The sequence below is a fragment of the Pseudomonas fungipugnans genome (assembly GCF_029955235.1).
Classification (GTDB): domain Bacteria; phylum Pseudomonadota; class Gammaproteobacteria; order Pseudomonadales; family Pseudomonadaceae; genus Aquipseudomonas; species Aquipseudomonas fungipugnans.
The window spans coordinates 1,743,745-1,765,485 of record NZ_JARBWL010000001.1; the positions used below are offsets into that span (position 1 = coordinate 1,743,745).

At 61.2% G+C, this 21,741-nt stretch carries 23 protein-coding genes; 13 read left to right on the forward strand and 10 right to left on the reverse strand.

Annotation, left to right across the window (positions count from 1 at the left end; translation table 11 throughout):
- The first annotated feature begins 14 nt into the window (after nucleotides 1-14).
- Nucleotides 15-482 (forward strand): redox-sensitive transcriptional activator SoxR, encoded by a 468-nt coding sequence (soxR, locus tag POF45_RS06780; protein WP_259495343.1) that lies wholly within the window; start codon nucleotides 15-17, stop codon nucleotides 480-482.
- A gap of 109 nt (nucleotides 483-591) precedes the next feature.
- On the opposite strand, the gene POF45_RS06785 is transcribed toward soxR, so the two are convergent.
- The 3 genes from POF45_RS06785 to POF45_RS06795 all read right to left on the reverse strand — a co-directional run bounded on the left by POF45_RS06785 (nucleotide 592) and on the right by POF45_RS06795 (nucleotide 3,329).
- The gene (locus POF45_RS06785; protein ID WP_259495345.1) at nucleotides 592-1,362 is read right to left on the reverse strand and encodes a MetQ/NlpA family ABC transporter substrate-binding protein; all 771 of its coding nucleotides are present in this window, start codon (nucleotides 1,360-1,362) and stop codon (nucleotides 592-594) included.
- 84 nt (nucleotides 1,363-1,446) lie between these two features.
- Nucleotides 1,447-2,112: a methionine ABC transporter permease gene (locus POF45_RS06790; protein WP_259495346.1), complete on the reverse strand. Its 666-nt coding sequence runs from the start codon at nucleotides 2,110-2,112 to the stop codon at nucleotides 1,447-1,449.
- A 2-nt stretch (nucleotides 2,113-2,114) separates the two neighbouring features.
- Entirely contained in the window at nucleotides 2,115-3,329 is a 1,215-nt protein-coding gene (locus POF45_RS06795; protein ID WP_282315398.1) for an SfnB family sulfur acquisition oxidoreductase, read from the reverse strand.
- A 318-nt stretch (nucleotides 3,330-3,647) separates the two neighbouring features.
- Here POF45_RS06795 and POF45_RS06800 point away from each other — a divergent pair, with 318 nt between their 5' ends.
- The 3 genes from POF45_RS06800 (at nucleotide 3,648) to POF45_RS06810 (ending at nucleotide 6,280) form a co-directional block, all read left to right on the forward strand.
- A complete protein-coding gene (locus POF45_RS06800) occupies nucleotides 3,648-4,106 on the forward strand; it encodes a VOC family protein (protein WP_282315399.1) in 459 nt (152 codons plus the stop codon).
- Between the two features lie 226 nt (nucleotides 4,107-4,332).
- Nucleotides 4,333-5,208 (forward strand): alpha/beta fold hydrolase, encoded by an 876-nt coding sequence (locus POF45_RS06805; RefSeq protein WP_282315400.1) that lies wholly within the window; start codon nucleotides 4,333-4,335, stop codon nucleotides 5,206-5,208.
- Nucleotides 5,209-5,329: 121 nt separating this feature from the next.
- Nucleotides 5,330-6,280, forward strand: a complete 951-nt coding sequence (locus POF45_RS06810) for a LysR substrate-binding domain-containing protein (RefSeq protein ID WP_282315401.1) — start codon at nucleotides 5,330-5,332, stop codon at nucleotides 6,278-6,280.
- A gap of 707 nt (nucleotides 6,281-6,987) precedes the next feature.
- Here POF45_RS06810 and leuD read toward each other — a convergent pair.
- Together leuD and leuC are read right to left on the reverse strand one after the other, a co-directional pair.
- A complete protein-coding gene (gene leuD / locus POF45_RS06815; protein WP_282315402.1) occupies nucleotides 6,988-7,602 on the reverse strand; it encodes a 3-isopropylmalate dehydratase small subunit in 615 nt (204 codons plus the stop codon).
- Nucleotides 7,599-9,020, reverse strand: coding sequence for a 3-isopropylmalate dehydratase large subunit (gene leuC, locus POF45_RS06820; RefSeq protein WP_282315403.1), 1,422 nt, complete (start codon nucleotides 9,018-9,020; stop codon nucleotides 7,599-7,601). The genes leuD and leuC overlap by 4 nt, the downstream gene beginning before the upstream one ends.
- Nucleotides 9,021-9,457: 437 nt before the next feature.
- Between leuC and POF45_RS06825 the strand changes: the two genes are divergently transcribed.
- The 8 genes from POF45_RS06825 to POF45_RS06860 are packed head-to-tail and all read left to right on the forward strand — an operon-like array spanning nucleotide 9,458 to nucleotide 15,830.
- The gene (locus POF45_RS06825; protein WP_259495356.1) at nucleotides 9,458-10,669 is read left to right on the forward strand and encodes a PepSY-associated TM helix domain-containing protein; all 1,212 of its coding nucleotides are present in this window, start codon (nucleotides 9,458-9,460) and stop codon (nucleotides 10,667-10,669) included.
- Nucleotides 10,666-11,208 carry a thiamine pyrophosphate-binding protein gene (locus POF45_RS06830; RefSeq protein WP_259495357.1) on the forward strand — a complete coding sequence of 181 codons (543 nt, stop codon included), beginning with the start codon at nucleotides 10,666-10,668 and terminating at the stop codon, nucleotides 11,206-11,208. The genes POF45_RS06825 and POF45_RS06830 overlap by 4 nt, the downstream gene beginning before the upstream one ends.
- Nucleotides 11,205-11,540, forward strand: a complete 336-nt coding sequence (locus tag POF45_RS06835) for a hypothetical protein (RefSeq protein ID WP_259495358.1) — start codon at nucleotides 11,205-11,207, stop codon at nucleotides 11,538-11,540. The genes POF45_RS06830 and POF45_RS06835 overlap by 4 nt, the downstream gene beginning before the upstream one ends.
- On the forward strand, nucleotides 11,537-12,112 hold the full coding sequence (locus POF45_RS06840; protein ID WP_282315404.1) for a DUF6162 family protein: 576 nt from the start codon (nucleotides 11,537-11,539) through the stop codon (nucleotides 12,110-12,112). Before POF45_RS06835 ends, POF45_RS06840 begins: the two co-directional genes overlap by 4 nt.
- A 34-nt stretch (nucleotides 12,113-12,146) precedes the next feature.
- A complete protein-coding gene (locus tag POF45_RS06845; RefSeq protein ID WP_282315405.1) occupies nucleotides 12,147-13,091 on the forward strand; it encodes a metal ABC transporter substrate-binding protein in 945 nt (314 codons plus the stop codon).
- The gene (locus POF45_RS06850; protein ID WP_282315406.1) at nucleotides 13,088-13,960 is read left to right on the forward strand and encodes a metal ABC transporter ATP-binding protein; all 873 of its coding nucleotides are present in this window, start codon (nucleotides 13,088-13,090) and stop codon (nucleotides 13,958-13,960) included. The genes POF45_RS06845 and POF45_RS06850 overlap by 4 nt, the downstream gene beginning before the upstream one ends.
- Nucleotides 13,960-14,859 carry a metal ABC transporter permease gene (locus POF45_RS06855; RefSeq protein WP_259495363.1) on the forward strand — a complete coding sequence of 300 codons (900 nt, stop codon included), beginning with the start codon at nucleotides 13,960-13,962 and terminating at the stop codon, nucleotides 14,857-14,859. Before POF45_RS06850 ends, POF45_RS06855 begins: the two co-directional genes overlap by 1 nt.
- The gene (locus tag POF45_RS06860) at nucleotides 14,859-15,830 is read left to right on the forward strand and encodes a metal ABC transporter substrate-binding protein (protein ID WP_282315407.1); all 972 of its coding nucleotides are present in this window, start codon (nucleotides 14,859-14,861) and stop codon (nucleotides 15,828-15,830) included. Before POF45_RS06855 ends, POF45_RS06860 begins: the two co-directional genes overlap by 1 nt.
- A 185-nt stretch (nucleotides 15,831-16,015) precedes the next feature.
- Here POF45_RS06860 and POF45_RS06865 read toward each other — a convergent pair whose 3' ends face one another.
- The 5 genes from POF45_RS06865 to POF45_RS06885 all read right to left on the reverse strand — a co-directional run bounded on the left by POF45_RS06865 (nucleotide 16,016) and on the right by POF45_RS06885 (nucleotide 20,505).
- A complete protein-coding gene (locus tag POF45_RS06865) occupies nucleotides 16,016-16,243 on the reverse strand; it encodes an MbtH family protein (protein WP_259495365.1) in 228 nt (75 codons plus the stop codon).
- An 82-nt stretch (nucleotides 16,244-16,325) separates the two neighbouring features.
- A complete protein-coding gene (locus tag POF45_RS06870) occupies nucleotides 16,326-17,738 on the reverse strand; it encodes an aspartate aminotransferase family protein (RefSeq protein WP_259495366.1) in 1,413 nt (470 codons plus the stop codon).
- A 143-nt stretch (nucleotides 17,739-17,881) separates the two neighbouring features.
- Nucleotides 17,882-18,367 carry a GNAT family N-acetyltransferase gene (locus POF45_RS06875; RefSeq protein WP_282315408.1) on the reverse strand — a complete coding sequence of 162 codons (486 nt, stop codon included), beginning with the start codon at nucleotides 18,365-18,367 and terminating at the stop codon, nucleotides 17,882-17,884.
- Between the two features lie 135 nt (nucleotides 18,368-18,502).
- Entirely contained in the window at nucleotides 18,503-19,828 is a 1,326-nt protein-coding gene (locus POF45_RS06880; RefSeq protein WP_259495369.1) for an ATP-binding protein, read from the reverse strand.
- Nucleotides 19,825-20,505, reverse strand: coding sequence for a response regulator (locus POF45_RS06885; protein WP_259495370.1), 681 nt, complete (start codon nucleotides 20,503-20,505; stop codon nucleotides 19,825-19,827). Before POF45_RS06885 ends, POF45_RS06880 begins: the two co-directional genes overlap by 4 nt.
- Before the next feature lie 418 nt (nucleotides 20,506-20,923).
- On the opposite strand from POF45_RS06885, the gene POF45_RS06890 reads away from it, so the two are divergent.
- Nucleotides 20,924-21,667, forward strand: coding sequence for a hypothetical protein (locus POF45_RS06890; RefSeq protein WP_282315409.1), 744 nt, complete (start codon nucleotides 20,924-20,926; stop codon nucleotides 21,665-21,667).
- The last annotated feature ends 74 nt before the right edge of the window (nucleotides 21,668-21,741 follow it).

The following is a 21,741-nucleotide window of genomic DNA, read 5'->3' on the forward strand; positions in this document are numbered from 1 at the left end:
AGGGGCATTTTCAAATGATCACCTCGGAAAAACTGCATAAAGAACTCACCGTCGGCCAGGTCGCGGCCCGCAGCGGCGTGGCGGTCAGCGCCCTGCACTTCTACGAAACCAAAGGGTTGATCAAAAGCTATCGCAATCAGGGCAACCAGCGTCGTTATCCGCGCGAAGTGCTGCGCCGGGTGGCGTTGATCAAGGTTGCGCAACGGCTGGGGATTCCATTGCTGGAGATTGGCGAGGCCCTCAAATCCCTGCCGGACAACCGCGCACCGACAGCGGCGGACTGGAAAGTGCTGTCGGCGCAGTGGAGCCGCGAGCTGGATGAGCGGATCCGGCAGTTGGCTCTACTGCGGGACAAACTCAACGGCTGCATTGGCTGCGGGTGTTTGTCGATGGAGGCGTGTCCGTTGCGCAACTTTGGTGATGTGTTGGGGGAGCATGGGGCGGGGGCGCAGCTTCTGGAATCGGGCAGTCATCCGAAATAGCGGCGCGGCTATCGCGAGCAAGCTCGCTCCCACATTTGATCTGTGGTGTTCACAAATCCCCTGTGGGAGCGAGCTTGCTCGCGATGGTGTCCTGGCGCTAAACGAACATCTAGAAACCGGGCGCAATCTGCCCTTTATAGCGCGTCAGAATGAACTGCCGAACCTCATCGGAATTCAGCGCCTTGGCCAGTTTCTGGATACGCGGGTCGTTGATGTTGTCTGGCCGCGCCACCAGGAATTCGATGTACAGGCTCTTGCCCTTCTCGACGATCAGCGCGCTGTTGGTGTCGATCCCGGCCTCAAGTGCGTAGTTGGCGAAGACAAACGCCAGGTCCACCTGGCTCACCGAACGGGCCAGCAACGCGCCTTCCAGCTCACGAATCTTCAGGTGCTTGGGGTTGTCGATAATGTCCCGCTGGGTGGCCAGGGTGTTGCTCGGGTCCTTGAGTTTGATCAGCCCCGCTTCGTGCAACAACACCAATGCACGCCCGGTGTTCACCGGGTCATTGGGGATCGACACCGTGGCGCCGTCCTTCAGCTCGGCGATGTTTTTGATCTTGGTGGAATAGGCGCCGAACGGTTCGATGTGCACACCAACCACCGGCACCAGATCGGTGTGGCGGGTCTTGTTGAAATCGTCGAGGAACGGCCGGTACTGGTAATAGTTGGCGTCGAGGTTTTTCAGCGCCAATTGCTGGTTGGGCTGGATGAAGTCGGTGAAGACCTTGATCTCCAGGTCCACGCCTTCCTTGGCCAGGGTCGGTTTGACGAATTCGAGAATTTCCGCGTGCGGCACCGGGGTGGCGCCGACGATGAGTTTTTCGTTGGCGTGAACGCTCAACGACATGACGGCAGCCAGAATGGCCAGGGTCTTTTTCATGTTGTGCTCCAGGGCAGATTGAGTGGCCGTCGTGGGGCGGACGTGGGCCTGATTGCTGTTTTTTGAATAGCGTTAATCGAATATTTATCGTCGGCTGTAGCGCGCCACCAGCCGGTCGCCGGTCATTTGCAGGGCCTGGACGAGGATCAGCAGCAACACCACGGTGACCACCATCACGTCGGTCTGGAACCGCTGATAGCCATAGCGGATCGCCAGGTCGCCCAATCCCCCGCCCCCGATCACCCCGGCCATCGCCGTGTAATCCACCAGCACAATCGCGGTGACGGTCACCGCCGCCAGCAGCCCGCCTCGGGCTTCCGGCAACAGGGTGTGACGGATGATTTGCCAGGTGCTGGCGCCCATCGCCTGAGTGGCTTCCACCACCCCGCGATCGACTTCACGCAACGCGGTTTCCACCAGCCGGGCAAAGAATGGCGTGCAGCCCACGACCAGCGGCGGGATGGTCCCAGGTACGCCGAGGGAGGTGCCCACCAGTAACGTGGTCAGAGGAATCAGCACGATCAGCAAAATGATGAACGGCAGCGAACGCAGCATGTTCACCAGCACTGACAGCACCCGGTAAATCCCCACCGCCTGATGCAACTGGCGCTTGCCGGTAAGGAACAGCACCAGCCCCAGCGGCAAGCCCAGCAACACGGTAAACACCAGGGCGGCGCCAAGCATGCTCAGGGTGTCGAGACAGGCCTGGGCGATGTCGGCCCAATAGATGTGTTTCAACCACTCGGCCATGGTCAGGACCAGTCGTGGCGCGGCGGCTTCACGCCATTGAGTAGCCAGTTGCCGACCACGTGGTATTTCCAGCGCACAGGGTCGTGCAGTGTGTGGACCCGTGCATTGCGCCAGTGGCGGTCGAAATTGTGCTTCCTCAGGGTTGAGCGAGTACCGCCGAGTTCGAACAGCTTATTGCTGGCTTCAATGGCGATCTCGGTGGTCAGCACCTTGGCCTTGGCCACGGCCAGTGAAGCACGGGCGACGTTGTCTTCATCGGGCGCCGGACGGGCCGCATCCAGCGCTCGACCGGCCCGTTCGAGCAAGGCTTCGGCTGCTTCGAGTCGGATGTCCAGGGCGCCGACCTGAATGATGGTCAACGGATCTTCGCTGGCCTTTTCCACGCCAGCGTCGATCCATGGCCGGGCGAATTGCTGGACGAACGCGATGGTGTCGCGCAGGGCGGCGCGGGCGATGCCGGCGTCGATGGCCGCCGTCGTCAATTGCGCAAACGGGCCGGCCAGCGTCGGGCTTTCGTAAGAACGATAAGTGGGGAACACATTGAACGGCGCAACGTGCAGGTCCTCGGCCAGCACCGTGCCGCTGGAGGTAGTGCGCTGGCCGATGCTGTCCCAGTCATCGACAATCACCAGACCCGGGGTACCGCGCTCGACAAAGGCCAACTGGCCCTTCTGCTCTTCATCCAGCGCCAGCACCGCCAGCCAGTGGGCGTAGAGCGACCCGGTGCAATAACCCTTGCGTGCGTTGATCACATGACCGTCACCGTATCGGCGGATGGTTGCCTGAATATCCTGGACGTTCTTGCCGCCGGTTTCCGACAGGGCATTGGCAAACCGGTGACCTTGCAACGCGAGGCCAAAGAAATGCGCCTGTTGCTCAGGCGTGCCTTGCAGGCGAATGTCTTCGAGCAGGCAGTAATGATTTTGCGGGATCTGCCCCAGCGACGGGTCGGCCGCCGAAATGATCGCAATCACCTGCGCCAGCACGGCATACGATACCTGCGCACCGCCGAATTCACGGGGCACGCTGATGCCCCACAGACCACTGTTGGAATACAGATCGACGATCTCGGCAGGCACATGACGGCTGCGATCACGCTCGGCGTCTTGCTCCAGCAAAACGGCGGCGACGTGTTCGGCGACACGCAGGGCCTGGGCTTCATCAATGATCCGGTGAGCAGCCGGTGGGTTGATCGGATAGACGGCAGATTCGGGCATACAAGACTCTCGACAACAGTGTTTTGAAGAGGTCATTGCAGCTTCTGTGCCTGACTGCCTGGGCCAGTGTTTACGGTTGTTTTAAGGTGTTTCCCCAGCGTCTGAAGTTGGCAAAGCCGAGCATTCTGCTACTTCACTGTTGATGGCTGAACAGTGGCCTTGTTATTTCCCGCGGGAGCTGCCGCTGGCTGCGATCTTTTGATTTTGATCTATGCAAGATAAAGCCGCCAAAGATCAAAAGATCGCAGCCCGCGGTAGCTCCTACACTTGTAGGTTGGCAATGCATTCGTCCCACAACAACAAACAGGGAGAACCGCCATGAGCGTCAAACCTATTCCAGAGGGCTATCACAGCGTCACGCCTTATCTGGGCATTCAAAAAGCTGCCGAAGCCATCGAGTTTTACAAGAAGGCCTTCGGCGCCACCGAAGTCATGCGTCTGTCCATGCCCGACGGCGGCATCGGCCATGCCGAACTGCGCATCGGCGACTGCCCGATCATGCTCGGCACGCCGTGCGAGCAGGGGCCGTTGCGCAACCCGGACACTTCGCCATCCGTGGGGCTGCATCTGTATGTGGCCGATGTCGACACATCCTTCAAGCAAGCGATTGCTGCCGGAGCAACGGTGGTGTCCGAGGTCAAGGATCAGTTTTATGGCGACCGCTCCGGGACGCTGAAAGATCCGTATGGGCATCTGTGGTTTCTGGCGTCGCGCAAGGAGGATCTGACGCAGGAGCAGATTGAGCAGCGGGCGATGGAGATGTTCAAGCAGAGTTGAGATTTGCAGCGTTTGATCGGGCCTCTTCGCGAGTAAGCCCGCTCCGACATTGGATCTTCTGTGGACTCACTATTTGTGAACACCCGAGATCCCATGTGGGAGCGAGCCTGCTCGCGAAGAGACCCCCGGCAAACACACTTCATGAACACGCACACCACGCTTTGCGCCTTGCCCTGAGGCGCCAACGATTTCAGGATGCAGTCCACTACAACAAGGAGTCACCTTCATGTTCGCCGGATTCCTGAAAGACCAGCGCCACGTCAACGGTGTGGACATCGCCTATCGCATCGGTGGTACGGGTCCGGGCCTGCTGTTACTGCATGGCCACCCGCAGACCCACGTCATCTGGCACAAGGTTGCCGAACAACTGGCCGAGCACTTCACCGTGGTTGCCGCCGACCTGCGCGGCTACGGCGACAGCGGCAGGCCGCCAGCCGACGAGCAGCACAACAACTATTCGAAACGCGAGATGGCCCGGGACGGCGTCGAACTGATGAAGTCCCTGGGCTTTGAGCAGTTCTCGATTCTGGCCCATGACCGTGGCGCCCGGGTCGCCCATCGCCTGGCGCTGGATCACCCGGATGCCGTGCAACGCATGGTGCTGCTGGACATCGCCCCGACGCTGTCGATGTATGCGCAAACCAACGAAGCCTTCGCCCGCGCCTACTGGCACTGGTTCTTCCTGATCCGCCCGGCGCCGCTGCCGGAACGCCTGCTGCAGGCCGATCCCGAAGCGTACCTGCGCAGCGTCATGGGCAGTCGCAGCGCCGGACTCAAGCCGTTCACCCCCCAGGCCTTTGCCGAATACCTGCGTTGCCTGCAACTGCCGGGCAGCGCCCGTGGCATCTGCGAGGACTATCGCGCCAGTGCCAGCATTGATCTGGACCACGACCGCGCCGACATCAAGGCCGGCCATCATCTCAACCTGCCCCTGCTGGTGCTGTGGGGCGCCGAAGGCACGGTTGGCCACTGTTTCGAGCCGCTCAAGGAATGGCAACAGGTTGCCACTGATGTTCATGGCAAAGCGCTGCCCGCTGGCCATTACATCGCCGAAGAAGCCCCGCAGTTGTTGCTCGCCGAAGTGCTGGGGTTCCTGCGCTAGACCCCGCGCCGACCTGACCTGAATCACCGGCCGGTCACTGACCCGCACGGGATCGTCATGCCCGTGCCGCCGAAGCGGCGGCCAGGCCGTCCGCCGATTAATCCACCCCGATGGCGATGCTATGCTGGCGGCTCATGCCGCCAGTGCCCGCTCTGCCATGACCCACAAGAAAGACACCGTGCCCCTGCCCGAAGACCTGCGTGTGTTGCTGACCGTCATTCGCAAAAACGGTTTCGCCGCTGCTGCCGATGAGCTGGGCCTGTCCCCCGCCTACGTCAGCAAACGCATCCAGATTCTCGAAACCACCCTCGGCACACGGCTGCTGCACCGTACCAGCCGGCGCGTCGCCCTGACCGAAGACGGTGAGCGGGTGCAGCGCTGGGCCTTGCGGATTCTCGATGACTTCCAGCAACTGCACGACGAACTCGCCGACGCCCACGACAGCCCTCGCGGGCGCCTGCATCTGTGCAGCAGTTTCGGTTTCGGGCGTAACCATGTGGCGCCGGCCGTGTCGTTGCTGGCCGAGCAGTATCCGCAGTTGGAGATTCGTCTGGACCTGTTCGATCGGGTGGTGGACATCGTCAGTGAAGGCTTCGACCTGGAGATCCGCGTCGGCGACGATATTCCCGGCCAGCACATTGGCCGCCGACTGGTGAGCAATCGGCGAGTGCTGTGCGCGGCGCCCGGATATCTGCAACGCCACGGCACGCCGCTGACCTTGAGTGAACTGGAGCAACATCACTGCCTGGTGATCAAGGAACGCGACAACGCCTTCGGCATCTGGAACCTGGAATGCGACGGGGCTCAGGAAAGCGTGCGAGTCAGCGGGCCGTTGTCGTCCAACAATGGCGAAATTGTCTTGCAGTGGGCACTGGATGGCCACGGGGTGTTGCTGCGTTCTTTATGGGATGTGACGCCGTTGCTGGAGCAAGGTCGACTGGTACAAGTGCTGCCGGCGTACACCCAAAGCGCCAACGTCTGGGCCGTGTACCCGACACGACTGGCGTATTCAGGAAAGTTGCGGGCGTGTGTGGAGTTTTTGCAGGAGCACTTCAGGGAGTTGTCGGTTTAGCCGGAGCAACACAATCTGAAATGAGATGAAAGACCAGTGGGAGCGAGCTTGCTCGCGATGAGGCCGTCAGCTTCAACATCAATGCTGACTGATCCACCGCATTCGTGGGCAAGCCCACTCCCACAGGGGGATCGTCGGTGAGCACAATATTTGTGTTCGACACAAATCCACTGTGGGAGCGGGCTTGCTCGCGATGAGGCCGTCAGCTTCAACATCAATGCTGACTGATCCACCGCATTCGTGGGCAAGCCCACTCCCACAGGGGATCACGGGTGAATATGGTATTTGTGTGTGTTTGACACAAATCCACTGTGGGAGCGGGCTTGCTCGCGATGAGGCCGTCAGCTTCAGCATCAATGCTGACTGATCCACCGCTATCGTGGGCAAGCCCACTCCCACAGGGGGATCACGGGTGAATATGGTATTTGTGTTTGACACAAATCCACTGTGGGAGCGAGCTTGCTCGCGATGAGGCCGTCAGCTTCAACATCAATGCTGACTGATCCACCGCTATCGTGGGCAAGCCCACTCCCACAGGGGATCACGGGTGAATATGGTATTTGTGTGTGTTTGACACAAATCCACTGTGGGAGCGAGCTTGCTCGCGATGAGGCCGTCAGCTTCAGCATCAATGCTGACTGATCCACCGCTATCGTGGGCAAGCCCACTCCCACAGGGGGATCGTCGGTGAATACAATATTTGTGTGTCAGGACAGCCAGGGATTGGCTGTCAGATGTTGGCGTTCGAAAGCCTTGATCTGTTCTCTACGTTGCAAGGTGCTGCCGATGGCATCGAGGCCGAGCAATAGTGCGGTCTTGCGCAAGGTGTCGATCTCGAACGGGATGATCTGATCATCGTGCAGGCGAATCTGCTGCGTCTCCAGATCAACGCTGATTTCAGCACCCTGTGGCTGGCTCACCACCTGAGCGAGGCGCTGCAACAGAGCCTCTTCCAACGTGATCAACAGCACCCCGTTGCGCTGGCAGTTGTCATAAAAGATCCCGGCGAAGCTGGAGCCAATCAACGCCCGGATCCCCATCTGCTTCAAGCCCCACACCGCATGTTCACGGCTCGACCCGCAGCCGAAATTCGGCCCGACCACCATGAAGCTCGCGCCTTGCCAGGCCGGTTGATTGAGCACGAACTCGGGATTGAGCGAGCCATCAGGCAAAAACCGCACATCAAAAAACAAACCGCGATCCAGCCCCGCGCGGTCGATGCCCTTGAGAAACTGCTTGGGCATGATCACGTCGGTGTCGATATTGGCCGCCAGCATCGGCGCGGCTTTGCCGCTGATGCGAGTGAACGGTTGCAGGCTCATGGGCGGTCTCCAAAGTGACGGATGTCGGTCAGGTGTCCGCTGATCGCGGCGGCGGCAACCATCGCAGGGCTCATCAGGTGTGTACGGGCGCCAGCACCCTGACGGCCTTCGAAATTGCGGTTGGTGCTGGACGCGCAACGGTCGCCGGGGGCCAGCACGTCGTCGTTCATCGCCAGGCACATCGAGCAGCCGGACTGGCGCCACTCGAAACCGGCATCGATAAAGATCGCGGCCAGGCCTTCTGCCTCGGCCTGATCCCGCACCTCGGTGGAGCCCGGCACGATCATCGCCCGCACATGGCTGGCAACGTGTTTGCCGCGCACCACGCTGGCAGCGTCACGCAGGTCTTCAATACGGGCATTGGTGCAGGAGCCGATGAAGGCGTGGCTGATGACGATGTCACTCAGCGGCATGCCGGCCTCAAGGCCCATGTAGTTCAAGGCACGGCGCATGTCCTGGCGCAGGATCAGATCGCTGACATCCTGCGGGTCGGGAACGCGAGCGCCGATAGGTGACGCCTGGTCCGGGCTGGTGCCCCAGGTGACCATCGGCTCCAGGGTGCTGGCGTCCAGATGCACTTCGCGGTCGAATTGTGCATCGGCATCGCTGTGCAGCCCGCGCCATTTTTCCACGCCCCGCTGCCACAACTCGCCTTTCGGTACGCGGGGTTTGTCCTTGAGGTAGGCGAACACTTTTTCGTCCGGCGCCATGAAAGCGCCACGGGCACCGGCCTCCACCGCCATGTTGCAGATAGTCATGCGCGCTTCGACGCTCAGGGCATCGATGGTCGAACCGCAAAATTCGATGGCGTAACCAGTGGCGCCCGAGGCACCAATCCGACCAATCAGCGCCATGATCACATCCTTGGACGTCAGCCCCTGCGCCAGCTCGCCGTCCACGGTCACGCGCAGGCTTTTCAGGCGTTTATAAACCAGGGTCTGCGAGGCCAGCAGGTGTTCGATCTCCGAGGTACCTATGCCGAAACCGAACGCCCCAAGGGCGCCATACGTGGTGGTATGGCTGTCGCCAGCAGCGATCACCATGCCCGGCAGGACAAAGCCTTGCTCCGGGGCAATCACGTGTTCGATGCCCTGTCGCTTGTCGAGGATATCGAGCAATTCAATGCCGAAGTCCCGGCAGTTTTGCGCCAGATAAGACACTTGCCGCGCACCACCAGCATCGGGCATCGCCGCGATGCGTTTGGGCGCTGTCGGGTTGACGTGGTCCACCACCGCCAGCGCGGTTTCCGGTCGCCAGACAGCGCGACCGGCTTCACGCAGACCGCTGAACGCCTGGGGACTGGTGTATTCGTTGATCACCTGACGATCGATGTACAACAGGACGTGGCCCTGCTCATCGAGACGGCACACGGTGTGGGCATCGATGTGTTTGTCGTAGAGGGTTCTGGCTGCAGACATGGGATTGGCTCGGACTCGCGGCTGAAAGCATCTGGCTTTCATCATAGAGCGCGGGATTGGGCCATCAATGGGCGGACAGTGATGGCTTGGTACATGTTTCGTGTTGGATCACATTCGCCCAGTGCATGCATAACCCTGTGGGAGCGGGCTTGCCCGCGATGAGGCCAGCAACTTCAGCATTGTTGTTGACTGATACACCGCTATCGCGGGCAAGCCCGCGCCCACAAGTTTTGCGTCAGATCGAATATGTGTGAAATCCCAAGGCCACAGAAATACGAAACATTTACTTTCATATCTCTTTTCGGGATTTCCAATGCTCATACGTCTTATTTAGATGCAGTCAGCCGCGTAGGCAAAAGCCACGGCCGGCGTTTCACGGACCTCATCGCTGCGAAGCCCGTAGCCACGGTCCTCTCATCGAAACAAGACCTTTAATCATGTCGAAGAAATCCCGCTCAAAACTCTGGTTTCTGGTGCACAGCTGGCTGGCACTGCCGATCTGGTTTTTCGTGCTGATCGTCTGCGTGACCGGCACCCTTGCAGTGGTCGCTCAGGAAATCGTCTGGCTGGCCAACCCGCAGATGCGTGCCAGCCAACCATCGGACGATGCGCCGCTGCTCAATTACGACCAGATCGTCGCGGCCATCAAGAAAGCCGAACCCGACACCTTGGTGCAGAGCATCAGCCGCCCCGACGAGTCGCACTTCGCCCTCGACGTGGAAGTCAGCTACCCCGACGGACGCTCAGTGACGGTGTACGTCAACCCGTACAGCGGCGTGATTCAGGGCACCGCCCCTCCATTCGATTTCAAAGCCTTTACCCGCGCACTGCATGGCTGGTGGCTGGTGCCATTCACCAATGGCTATAGCTGGGGCTGGTATCTGGTGTCTTTTCTCGGCGTGCCGCTGCTGGCTTCGCTGGTCACGGGCCTGGTGGTCTACAAGCGCTTCTGGAAAGGCTTTTTCCGTCCGACGTTGCGCATTCGCCATGGCGCACGGATCTTCTGGGGCGACTTCCACCGGCTCAGTGGCATCTGGTCGATCTGGTTCATCGCGGTGATTTCGGTCACCGGTGTGTGGTTCCTGATCAAGGCGATCCTGTTCGACAACCAGATATCGATCACCACCGAGCCTGTGGTGTCGGTGGTTTCCCGCGACAGCGTGCCGCTGATGAGCACCGGCCAGCCAGCGCCGATGATCAGCCTGGAACAGGCGATCAAGGTTGCTCAGGAGCAGATCCCGGGCCTGGAAGCCAGTTTCGTCAGCTTGCCGAGCAACGCCTACAGCCACCTGTCCGTGGGTGGGCGCAGCTGGTATCCGCTGATGTTCCAGACCGCCGAAGTCAATCCGTATAACGGCAATATCGCCAGCACACGGCTGCTGTCCGATCGCTCCAGTCTGGAGTTCGTCACCGAGTCGATGCGGCCGCTGCACACCGGAGACTTCGGTGGGATCTGGATCAAGCTGATCTGGTTCTTCTTCGGCCTGCTGCTGAGCATGATGGTGCTGAGCGGGCTGCTGATCTGGACCAAACGCACGGCGCTGGCCACGGCCAACGCGCTCAAACGCAGTAACAAAAAGCCGCGCGCCGCGACGGTCAACAGCGCCCAACCGGCCATGAATAACCAGACACCGGAGGGCAACCTGTGAGTCGCACCGACAGCGTCACGCCGCCCTCGCGCCTGAATGTGCTGTGGCACACGTGGCGGTTCCACCTCAACATCCTGTTGCTGCTGATCCCCTTGGGTTTCATGCCCAAATACTTTGCCGACGCCTCGCTGTTTCGCGGCGACAGCGGCTTGGGCGAGCGGGAGATCGGCGAAGTGCAGGTGGGCCCCTGGAGCCTGCGCCTGGCCGAGTTGCGCAACGAAGCACCACTGCTCACAGGCCCTGCCGGTTACATGAAAGGCTTCAACGCCGCGCTGTGCGACAGCTGCCGCGAGCAGGTCAAGGCCACTTACCTGCGCATCGGCAAACCGCGCAGCCTGCGCGCCGCCGGGGTGATTTTCTTCGGTACGCCGTACCGCATGGGCGCGCTGTTGCCCATTCCCGAGAAGACCAAAGCCGACGCCGAGCTGTGGATCACCATGGAAGGCTGGGACGGCAGCATGCACCAGGCCGCCGTCCCGCTGAACCAGGCCTCTCCGGCAACCGTCGCCTGGCTGAATAAACAAGGAGGCAAACCATGATCAAGGTTCTACGCCCACTGCACGCCGCGCTGCTGGTACTCGGTGTCGGCTTCAGCGCCAGCGCCCTGGCCCACAATCCGATGTGCGAATGCAAAGCCATCGACGCCGACCAGATCAAGTGCACCGGGGGCTTCTCCGATGGCAGCGGTGCGCCGGGAGTGACCCTGGACGTGATCGGCTACGACGAGACGATCCTTGTGCCCGGCAAGCTCGGTGCCGATTCGACCGTGACCTTCAAGAAACCCGGCGCCGAATTCTACGTGCTGTTCGACGCCGGTCCTGGCCACGTGGTCGAGATTGACCAGGCCGACATCGAGGCACCCGGCACATGAGTACACCCACCACCCACGTCGTCCGCCCGGCCGGTGCCGGCCATGAAACCCTGTACGTGCTGCTGTTGTGCCTGATCATCCTCGCGGTGGCGGGCTCGGTGGTTGCCTGGCACCGCGAGTCCGCGCCGGTGAGCACTGTCAGCAGTCATCAACTGGATGCCCGACGCGACCTGAGCGCCTCGGAACAAGGCATCTATGCCGACCTGCGGGTGACGCTGGACGAGATTCATCTATTGCGTCACGACCAGCAAGCCCTGCCAATGCCGCAAGCGCTGGCCGAAGAAGGCTTTGCGCCGTTCGCCCAGGACGCCAGCTCCGTCAGCCGTGGCGGCCATGCCTGGCAGTTGCTCGACGACAAGGCCTATTTCGGACACAGCCAGACGCCAACGGTGGCCGGCTCGTTCCTGATGCGCCTGAGCGCTGACGACAACGGCGCAGCGGACATCTGGCTCAACCGCAGCAGCACCCTCGCCGCCCCGAACGAGCTGGCCGATGCCGCGCTCGAAAGCGCCGGCTGGCAGCAGATCGTCGCGCAGTTCGATGCCGGCGTGACCCGCCAGCAACGGCACTGATCCCCCGCTTTCACCGAGAGAAGACCGCTTGCCCATGCCTATTTCATCTCACTGCCGCTTGCTGAAAAATGGAACATTTTTGCGCCTGCTGCTGGTCGGCCTGCTGGCCTGCCTGCTGTCGCCTCTGGCCAGCGCCGATCCGGCCAAACGCCTGCGTATCGGCATCACCCTGCACCCTTATTACAGCTACGTGGCCAACATCGTCGGCGACAAGGCCGACGTGGTGCCGCTGATTCCGGCCGGCTTCAACCCCCACGCCTACGAACCCCGCGCCGAAGACATCAAGCGCATCAGCGGGCTGGACGTGATCGTGCTCAACGGCGTCGGCCATGACGACTTCGCCGACCGCATGATCGCCGCCAGCGAAACCCCGAACATCCCGGTGATCGAAGCCAACGAAAACGTGCCGCTGCTGGCCGCCACCGGCACCGCCGCGCGTGGTGCCGGCAAGGTGGTGAACCCGCACACGTTTCTGTCGATCAGCGCCTCGATTGCTCAGGTCAACAACATCGCCCGGGAACTGGGCAAGCTCGACCCGGACAACGCCAAGACCTACACCCAGAACGCCCGCGCCTATGGTAAACGCCTGCGCCAGATGCGCGCCGACGCCCTGGCCAAACTGACCCAGGCACCCAACCCAGATCTGCGGGTGGCCACAGTGCATGCAGCCTACGACTACCTGCTGCGCGAGTTCGGCCTGGAAGTGACCGCCGTGGTCGAACCGGCGCACGGCATCGAACCGAGCCCGAGCCAGTTGAAAAAGACCATCGACCAACTGCGCGAACTGGACGTGAAGGTGATCTTCTCGGAGATGGATTTTCCGTCTACGTACGTCGAGACCATCCAGCGTGAATCCGGGGTGAAGCTGTACCCGCTGTCGCACATCTCCTACGGCGAATACACCGCCGACAAGTACGAAAAGGAAATGACCGGCAACCTCAACACCGTGGTCCGGGCGATACAGGAGTCGGGGTCATGACGGTCAAGGAAAGCATCAGTGCACAGAACACGGACTCAATGAACCCCCAATCCAATGTGGGAGCGAGCCTGCTCGCGAAGGCGTCCCGTCAGTCGACATCATCGTTGCATGGCACACCGCTTTCGCGAGCAGGCTCGCTCCCACAGGGTGCCTTGTCAGCAGGGCCGGCGCTGGAGTTCGCCAGCATCAGCCTGACCCTCGGCCGCACCACCATCCTCGACAACGTCACCTTCAGCGTCCAGCCCGGCAGTGTGCATGCATTGGTCGGCCCCAACGGTGGCGGCAAGAGTTCGCTGATCAAGACCCTGCTCGGGCAAATGCCCCATCAGGGCCACCTCAGCCTGCAATGGCCGGGCGCACCGGGCACCATCGGCTATGTGCCACAGGCGCTGGAATTCGACCGCGGCCTGCCAATGACCGTCGACGATTTCATGGCCGCCATGTGCCAGCGCCGGCCGGCCTTCCTCGGCCTCAGCAAGCATTACGCGGCGGCGATTGGCGAAGCGCTGGAACGGGTCGGCATGCAGGACAAACGCAAACGGCGCATGGGCGCGCTGTCCGGCGGCGAGCGGCAACGGGTGTTGCTGGCCCAGGGACTGATCCCGGCGCCGCAACTGCTGGTACTCGACGAACCGATGTCAGCCCTCGATGAGGCCGGGATTCAGGTGTTCGAGCGTTTGCTGGGCGACTGGCGCCGCAGCGGCATCACCGTGCTGTGGATCGAGCACGATCTGGAAGCCGTCGGGCGACTGGCGGACCGGGTCACCGGGCTCAACCGCCGAGTACTGTTCGACGCCGCACCGCAACAGGCGTTGACCCCGGAGCGTCTGTTGACGCTGTTTTCCACCCACCCACGGGGCGCTGCCTGATGAGTTACGAAGCCTTTCGTTTGATGGTTCAGGGCTGGGCCTCGTCCGGGTATTTGCCGGAGGCGCTGGCCTACGGCTTTGTGGTGAATGCGCTGCTGGCCGGGCTGTTGATCGGGCCGGTACTGGGCGGATTGGGCACCCTGGTGGTGGTCAAGCGCTTTGCGTTTTTCTCCGAAGCGGTGGGCCACGCGGCGCTTACCGGCGTGGCTGTCGGCATCTTGCTCGGCGAGCCCTATACCGGCCCCTATGGCGCGCTGTTCGGCTACTGCCTGCTGTTCGGCATCCTGCTCAATTACCTGCGCAATCGCACCGGGCTGGCGCCGGACACCCTGATCGGCGTGTTCCTGTCGGTGTCGCTGGCGCTGGGCGCCAGCTTGCTGTTGATTCTGGCAGGCAAGATCAACGTGCACATTCTGGAAAACGTGCTGTTCGGTTCGGTGCTGACGGTCAACGGCAATGACCTGCTGGTGCTGGCCGTTGTCGGTTCGCTGGTAATGGCCCTGGCCTTGCCGCTGTACAACCGCATCATGCTCGCCAGTTTCAACCCGCAACTGGCGGCGGTGCGCGGCGTAGCAGTGAAGACCCTGGATTATCTGTTCGTGATTCTGGTGACGCTGATCACCGTGGCGGCCGTGAAAGTCATCGGCGCGATTCTGGTCGGCGCGTTGCTGGTGATTCCGGCCGCCGCCGCACGGTTGCTCAGCCAGTCGCTGAAGGGGTTTTTCTGGTGTTCGGTGCTGATCGCCACGGTCAGCACCCTGTGCGGGATCCTCGCGCCGATTGTCTTCGACCTGCCGATCCCCTCTGGCGCCGCGATCATCCTGGTCGCCGGTATCGCCTTCGCCCTCGCCGCCATCGCGCGCGGTGTCGTCCCCCGTCTGAAAGGGAACCTCGGATAATGACTTTTTCTCTGCGTCAACTGACCCTGGCCATGGCCCTGTGCGGGCTGACGGCCCCCCACGCGTTGGCTGGCGACAGCTTCGAGCCGCTGCGGCTGGTGGCCAATCACGGTGTCGGCAATACGGCGCTGTTCGCCTCATCGTCGGCGCACAAAGTGCTTGTGCTCGCCTCGCTGCCGGTGACTTACGGCCTCGGCACGTTGCTGCTGGACGGCACCGAGGTCGGCATCGAACGCGCGGCACCGGCCAACCTGCCCGGTTCGCGGCAGACCGCCTACTTCACCGGCCGTGGCGCGCCGGCCCTGAGCAAACTGGCGACCGATGCTGATGCGGTGATCGGTCTGCGCTCGTTGTGGCTGGACGACCCGCTGTACCCGAACGCTCGGCGCAGCAACATCCGCATCGTCGAAATCGACGCCGCCCGCCCGGTGGACGGCGCCCTGCCCGGCATCGCCGTGCAGCCCGGCAACAAGGTCGACGGCTTGAACAGTCAGCCGTGGCTGGCCAGTAACAACATGGGGCGCATGGCCGATGTGATGGCCGCTGATCTGGTGCGCTTGGCGCCCGAGGCAAAACCGAAAATCGAAGCCAACCTGGCCGCCCTCAAGCAGCGTTTGCTCAAGCTCAGCGCCGACAGCGAGGCACAACTGGCCAGTGCCGACCGTCTCACGGTGGTGAGTTTGAGTGATCACTTCGGCTACCTGATTGGCGGGCTGAATCTGGAACTGGTCGGCCTGGATGCACGGCCAGATGCCGAGTGGACGCCTGAAGCACTCAAGCAATTGGGCGCGACGCTCAAAGACAATGACGTGGCGGTGGTGCTGCATCACCGGCAGCCGTCGGATGCGTTGAAAGCGGTGATTGCCGAGGCCGGGAGCCGGTTGGTGGTATTGAGTACCGATGCGGCCGATCCGGTGGCGGAGCTGGAAGGGAATGTGGATCTGCTGATCAAGGGGCTGAGCGGAGTTTAAGGTCAGTTGGACCGCGTTACCGTTCTTCGCGAACAGGCTCGCTCCCACAGTGGATGGGTATAAGACTCAGTCCCCATATAGCAGCGGGCTGCTCGCGAAGGCGGTCTGACAGACGCTACAAAACCCCAGCCGTGAAAAAGCCCGCTGACCTGATCGGTTCAGCGGGCTTTTTTTCAGGCAGCGACTCAGTTCGCCACTGCCGCCTGTTCTTCCATCTTCTGGCGCAAGCTCAGTGGACGCATATCAGTCCAGGTTTCTTCGATGTAGGCCAGGCAGTCCTTTTTCAGGCCGCTTTTGCCCACGGCACGCCAGCCTTGTGGCACGGCTTTGTAGTCGGGCCAGATCGAGTACTGCTCTTCGTGGTTGACCACGACCTGAAAGAGGATGTCCTCGCGGTCGAATACTGACGTCATGATGTTTCTCCATCGCGGTAAACATGGGCTGCGCACTGCGCGCAGCCGGTATATAGAAAGAACGTTGCAGGGGGCGAAAAATTTAGAGACTGGCCGTGGCCGCCGTCAGCGCCCGCCCGAAAATCTCGGCCACCTGATCGATTTCCTCGGCCGTAATCACCAGCGGCGGCAGAAAACGCACCACGGCGCCATGACGGCCGCCCAGCTCCAGAATCAACCCGCGCTTGAGGCATTCGCGCTGCACCAGCGGCGCCAGACGGCCGAAAATCGGTGGATGGCCTTGGGCATCCGGCTCGCCAGCCGGGTCCACCAGTTCGACGCCGAGCATCAGCCCGCGACCACGAATATCGCCCAGTTGCGGGAAGTCCCGTTGCAGGGTACGCAGGTGCTGGGCCAGACGTTCGCCCATGGCGGCAGCGTGCTCACACACCTTGTGTTCGGTGAGGTAGCGCATCACCGCAGAGCCTGCGGCCATGGCCATCTGGTTGCCACGGAATGTGCCGGCATGGGCGCCCGGCAACCAGGTGTCGAGCCAGTCGCGGTAGACCACCACTGCCAGCGGCAGGCTGCCGCCGATGGCCTTGGACAATACCACCACGTCCGGGATGATCCCGGCGTGCTCGAAGGCGAACATCTTGCCGGTACGGGCAAAACCGCTCTGGATTTCATCGACGATCAGCGCGACGCCGGCTTTCTCGGTGATGCGTCGCAAGCCACGCAGCCACTCGATGTCCGCCGGGATCACGCCACCTTCACCCTGCACCGCCTCGACGATCACCGCTGCCGGTAATTGCACGCCGGCTTCAGGATCGTTGAGCAGGTTTTCCAGGTAATTGAGGTTGACCTGCACGCCCAAGGCGCCGCCGAGCCCGAACGGGCAGCGATAGTCATAGGGGTATGGCATGAATTGCACGCCACTGCTGAGCAGGGCACCCAAAGGTTTTTTCGGCCCCAGGCTGCCCATCAGGCTCAACGCGCCCTGGCTCATGCCATGGTATCCGCCCTGGAATGACAGCACGGTGCTGCGACCGGTCGCGGTGCGTACCAATTTCAACGCCGCTTCCACGGCGTCGGTGCCGGTGGGGCCACAGAACTGGATTTTCGCTTCAGCGGCCAACGCAGGTGGCAGCAGGCCGAACAGGTCCTGAACAAACTGATCCTTGACCGGCGTGGTCAGGTCGAGGGTGTGCAACGGCAGCTCATCGCTCAGTACTTGCTGGATCGCGTCGATCACCACCGCGTGGTTGTGTCCCAACGCCAGCGTCCCGGCGCCGGCCAGGCAATCGATGAAACGGCGACCTTCGACGTCTTCGACGTAAATGCCCTTGGCCCGTTTCAGCGCCAATGGAATGCGCCGCGGGTAGCTGCGGGCATTGGATTCCTGCTGGTTCTGACGGGTCAGCAGCGGCGATTCGTTGAACTGGTAAAGCGTTTCGGCAGGCTTGGGGGCGACCCGGGCCGGCTGATCTTCGACAAGGCTGGTAGCGACTGACATCTCTCAAACCCTCAATACGCTGTAAATAGTGACCAAAACTGCACACCGGGCAGGTGCGCGTTCCGCTCACGGGGCGCACTTGCAGGTTTTCCTGTTCTGGAAACGCATCAGCGTCTTGAGGATTTACACCCCGGATCAGCTTTCTATACGCAAGATGGCAGCACCTTGTGCATGGGAATGGCTTGCAGGCCCGCCACAGTAAAGGTTTGAGCGCAAACGCGATAACCCAGCCGCCGATAAAATGCCTCACTGGAGCGGGTGCTGTTAAGCCGCGCCAGGTGCACGCCTTGTTGATGCAGCCAGACTTCGAGATCACTAATCAGGGCGTGTCCGGCGCCCCGACGGAACCACTCCGGCTGCACGTAGCAGAACGCAACCTGGCCCCTGATTGCAGCCATCGCCACGCCGACCGGTTTGTCTTCCAGCAACGCGATGTTCAGGTGCAACTGCGGGTCGCTGAGCCAGGCAGCGGCGTGTTCGGTGGTTTTGTTGCGGGTCCAGGTGGCGACGACCTTGGGGTCGTTGCGATGGTCGAGCGCGCAACCGACCCGAATGGAGCGCTCAACGATCCGGCTGATGATGCCAGCGTCAGCGGGTGTGGCCTTGCAGATTTGTATCGATGCATCCATGGCGCTGTTCCCTCAATCCATTGAGTCCAAAGCTGCCGGGGACGATAGCGCCGCGCTGGTCTGCTGACCATTGAAGAGGCGTTACATTTGATGTGTGCAGTGGCTTCCCCGCGGGAGCGGGCTTGGGCATGTTGCTCAGACCGGCTGCAACGGCATGGTCAATTCAACCCGCAAGCCATCCGGGCGGCTGTCGAAATGCAGGGAGCAGGCGCAGCGCTGGACGATCGCCTGAACAATCGCCAGGCCCAGGCCACAGCCCGTGCTCTGGCCATTGCGCCAGAAACGCTGGGTCAGGTGTTGCAGATCGTCTTCGGCGATGCCCGGCCCGTGATCGCGCACCACAAAGCGCGCACGCTGGTTGGCGGTTTCCAGGCTCAGCTCCACGGCGCCTTCGCTCGGTGTATGGCGCAGGGCGTTGTCCAGCAGGTTGCGCAACGCAGCGATGGAAAGCACAGCCGGCATCTGCACTGGCGCCTCGGACAGTCTGTCCGGCAACACCAGTTTGATGCGCTGACGATCACCACTGGCCGCATCCTGGATCGCCAGTTTCGCTACCTGCTCGGCGCTGCATTGCACGCCGTCATCGAACGACAGGCTGCCTTCAACCCGCGCCAGCAGCAGCAATTGTTCCAGGGTGCGATGCAAGCGATCGGCGCCCTCCTCCGCCTTGGCCAGGGATTGATCTCGCGCCGAGCCTTCGGTCATGCGCGCCACTTGCAGGTGAGTCTTGATGGCCGTCAACGGGCTGCGCAGCTCGTGGGCCGCGTCACCGGTCAGCCGTCGCTCGCGCTCGATGGTCTTGCCGATGCGCTGGAACAACTGGTTCTGGGTCTCCAGCAGCGGCTGCAATTCGCTGGGCAAGGGCTGGATCTGCAACGGTTCAAGCGAGTCGGCACTGCGCCGCATCAAGGCATCGCGCATGCGATTGAGCGGCGCCAGCCCCTGACCGATGCCCAGCCACAGCAGACACAGACAACCAAGCAGCGCCACACCGACCGGTACCGAAGCCGCCAGCAACACCGACATGTTCAAGGCTTCGCGCTCGATCTGCCGATCCGCCGTGGTGATTCGCAGATCACCCCGGGCCAGGGTGAAACTGCGCCACGGCGCGCCGTCAATCATCTGGTCGTGAAAGCCCATTTTCTCGGCTTCGAGTTTTTGATCGGGATCGCTATGGCTGCGGGCGAGAATTTCGCCGCGCAACGAACTCACCTGACACGCCATACCGCCCGGAACGTTGAGCTGCGCGGCACTGAAGTGGGTGCCCTCGCCCTTGGTCGGTAACGCCGGCAATTGCTCCAGCAACCCGGCCACCATGCGCGCTGAAGCCACCAGCCGCTGGTCGAGGGAAAACATCATCTGATTACGCAGGTCGCTGAGCATCCAGGCCGCCGCAAGCGCCCATATCAGCGCAAAAGCGGCGCCCAGGGTCAGGCTCAGGCGCAAACGCAGGCTCATCACTTCGATTGATCTCCACCATCCGCCGGCCCGAGGCGATAACCCAGGCCACGCACCGTCTCGACGATGCCTTTACCCAGTTTGCTGCGCAGGTGATGGATGTGCACGTTGAGGGCGTTGCTTTCCAATTCGTCATTGAAGCCATAGACGCTGTCCTTCAACTGTTCAGTGGACAGCACCCGGCCACGGTTGTGCAGCAGCGCCTGCAACAGCGATTGCTCACGGCGCGACAGGTCAACCGGCTGACCGGCAAGCAGCGTTTCGCGGCTGCTCGGATCGTAGGTCAGTGCGCCGTGTTCTATCAGGTTGACGCTACGCCCTGCCACCCGGCGCAACAAGGTGTGCAGACGGGCGGCCAGTTCACGCAGGTCGAAGGGTTTGAGCAGGTAATCGTCGGCGCCCGCCTGAAGTCCGTCGACGCGGTCGGTGACCGAGTCCCGGGCCGTGAGAATCAACACCGGGATCTCCAGACCGTTATGCCGCAACTGCTGCAACAGCTTGAGTCCGTCTTCGTCGGGAAGACCGAGGTCGAGCACCATGACGTCAAATTCGGCCACCTTGAGCATCGCCCGGGCCGACGAAGCCGTGGCCACATGCTCCACGGTCAGGCCTTGGGCGGTAAGACCGGCAACAATGCCACTGGCAATCAGCTCATCGTCTTCGCAAACCAGTACGTGCATGGTGGGACCTTCGCAAAATTGATGATTAAAGAGGGTGCCGATTAACCCTGCATTATGCCGGCCGCCACTCGCGTTGATGCCTGACGTTCAGAATACCGGATGCGATACCTTTATACCGCCCCCCATCCCCGCCTTGCCCCTGGCCAGTGCCGGGTAACACCTGGTACTCGATCAGCTCGAAAAACCATTGGGCGGGGTAATGACGATCCTGAAGATGACAGCCGCCAACGCTTTCGCGTAACAGTGAAGGTTGGCGCCTGCTTATCTGCCTGACAACTTACTATCAAACCCGCCGCGAAGTTTCAGCCAATGTTGAAACAACTTTACAAATAAAACAAAACACAACGCATACATCCAACGGTAGCCTTCAAGACAGCGACACAACGTCAACCCAACCACTACTGAAAGGAATCAGTTCATGCCTGCATTAAAAAATTTCGTCGCCGTTGACTGGCGTTCGGGAAAAGACAAAATCTATTTCTTTTTCAAAGACAGCAACACCTATTCCAAATTCATGATTGACGGAAACCGGGTACTTGATGGATACCCTGCGCCGATCACTTATGGCAACTGGAAAGATTTTCACGTTCATGCCCGGCACCTGCGATTTGGCTTCACTACCACAGCACTCCCACCAGGCAGTCCGCTTGACGAGGATACGCTCTGGCTTTTCTACTACGACGGCTACTGGCCAATGGTCAGTAGCTACAGTCAAGATGAGGACAAGGTTGTCAGGACCGCTCGGCTTGAGGATTCGGACTGGGCAGAATTACTTCCTTACTTTGACCATATCGTTGCCGGTACATGGTGGCAACGCTCAGGAAAAATGGCGCAATTTCGGTTCCTTATGAACAACGGCCATTTCCTGACCCTTGACTGGAACTTATCGATAAACGGCCCCTACTCAGGACCTCCCGATTTCAATCACGGGATACCTGAAATAACCGTCGACCCCATCAATAACAAAACATGGCCGGGCCTTGAACCCTACAAGGACCGCATCATTACCGCGGTGCAGAACGACCGGTCATTTGCTGCCAGTTATTATTATATTTTCCTGACCAATAACGAGTACATCACCTATAACATCGTCCAAAACAAAGTCGAATACGGCCCGTACAAAGTCACTGACGTGACCTGGCCTGGACTGCTGCGCGACTGAGCGTCATCAAGGTCTCATGGCAGCCACGGGCGGCGGTTAATCACCGGTTAATCGCCGCCCACCATTGTGCACTT